Origin of the sequence: Phenylobacterium sp., from assembly GCF_031412415.1 — a bacterium.
Lineage (GTDB): Bacteria > Pseudomonadota > Alphaproteobacteria > Caulobacterales > Caulobacteraceae > Phenylobacterium.
The window spans coordinates 1-1,667 of the sequence record NZ_JANOCX010000367.1; the positions used below are offsets into that span (position 1 = coordinate 1).

Sequence of the window (1,667 nt, forward strand, 5' to 3'; positions counted from 1 at the left end):
GACGCGGCTTCAGAAGGCTCGGACCAAGATGCTCATCAAGCATCCGTTCTTCGCCACGCTGATGCTGTCGATGCCGATGATCGAGACGACCGACATCCCGACCGCGGCGACCGACATGAAGACCCTCTACATCAACCCCGCGTTCGCCGAGACCCTCGACGATGAAATCATCATCTTCGTCCTCGCTCACGAGGTGATGCACGTCGCGCTGCAGCACGGCCTTCGCAAGGTGACGCGTGACCACATGCTGTGGAACATCGCCTGCGACTACGCGATCAACCTGATCCTCAAGGACAGCGGTCTGACCGTCTGGGATCAGTGCCTGATCGACGAGAAGTATCGCGACATGTCGGCCGACCACATCTACCAGCTGCTCCAGAAAGAGCAGGCGAAGAAGCCCAAGCCGAAGCCCGGCCAGGGTCAGGGTCAGGGTCAGCCCGGCATGGGCGAGCCCGGTGGCGAGCATCACAGCCCGATGCTCGGCGACCTCAAGGACCCCAACGTCGCCAACGATCCGGCGGCCGAGGAAGCGATCAAGCGCTCGATCCAGCGGCGCGTCGGCCAGGCCGCCAACGTCGCGCGCATGGCGGGCAAGCTGGCTGGTGGTCTCGAACGCTTCATCAATGAGATCATCGACCCCAAGGTGCCGTGGCAGGAACTACTGCGCCACTTCATGACCAGCACGTCACAGGACGAGGAGTCATGGTCGCGCCGCAACCGGCGGTTTGGTGACGTGTTCCTCCCCGCGCGCTACAGCGAGAGCATGGGGCCGATCATCTTCATCGGTGACACGTCGGGGTCGATCGGCAACGACGAGCTCAAGCAGTATAACGGTGAGGCCGGTGCGATCGCCGAGGACCTCAAGCCCGAGAGCATCCGCATCGTGTGGTGTGACACCAAGGTCGCCGGAGAGCAGTTCTTCGAGCAGGGCGAATTCTCGGTCGATCAGGTCAAGCCGATGGGCGGCGGCGGCACTGACATGCGCACCGCGCTGACCCATGTCGAGCAGTATGACCCTGAGGTCGTGGTGCTGTTCACCGACGGCTACACGCCTTGGCCCGAGGTCGAGCCCGACTACACCCTGATCGTCTGCTGCACGACCAACGCTACTGTGCCGGTCGGGCTCGAGGTGCGGATCTGATGGCGTTCGCCAACACCGGCACGAACGGTCGATACCAGCTGCACGCTTACGTGTGCGGGGTCGACTGCGTCCGCCGCTACGACAACCTCGGCACGGTCACGTTCACCAAGATCTACCAGCAGCGGCCCAAGAACTGTCGCTACGCCGTTGCCGGATCATGGGACATCGCCATCAACGCCGAGCGCTATCTCGTCTGGGATTTGTTCACGACGATGCGCAAGGGTGCGCATGGCGAACTGATCACACCCAAGCCAAAGCTGCAGCACCACGACCTAGACGCGGCGGTCATGGCTACTGTGCTTCTGTATGGTGAGGAGGACGGGTGACCCGCACCGAGGTGCTCGTTGTCGGCCCTGACGGCGAGTTGCGGACGGTCAAGTTCAGGCGTCAACCGGACACACGCATGCTCGCCGGAGCAATCGGTATCAAAGGTAGCCGGTTTATCATCCAGCTGGTGGGCGATTATTTTGAAGTTTATGAGTCACGATCGCTGAGGCCAATGTTCGGCACCGAGTGGACGATCGGC

At 62.2% G+C, this 1,667-nt stretch carries 3 protein-coding genes; all 3 read left to right on the plus strand.

Annotated features, from left to right (window positions below; translation table 11 throughout):
• A partial coding sequence (locus tag RMO04_RS17430) for a DUF2201 family putative metallopeptidase (RefSeq protein ID WP_309646037.1) occupies positions 1–1,141 on the plus strand: 1,141 nt, incomplete at its 5' end.
• A complete protein-coding gene (locus RMO04_RS17435) occupies positions 1,141–1,467 on the plus strand; it encodes a hypothetical protein (RefSeq protein ID WP_309646038.1) in 327 nt (108 codons plus the stop codon). The genes RMO04_RS17430 and RMO04_RS17435, both read left to right, overlap by 1 nt.
• On the plus strand, positions 1,464–1,667 hold a 204-nt coding region (locus RMO04_RS17440), incomplete at its 3' end, for a hypothetical protein (protein WP_309646039.1). The genes RMO04_RS17435 and RMO04_RS17440, both read left to right, overlap by 4 nt.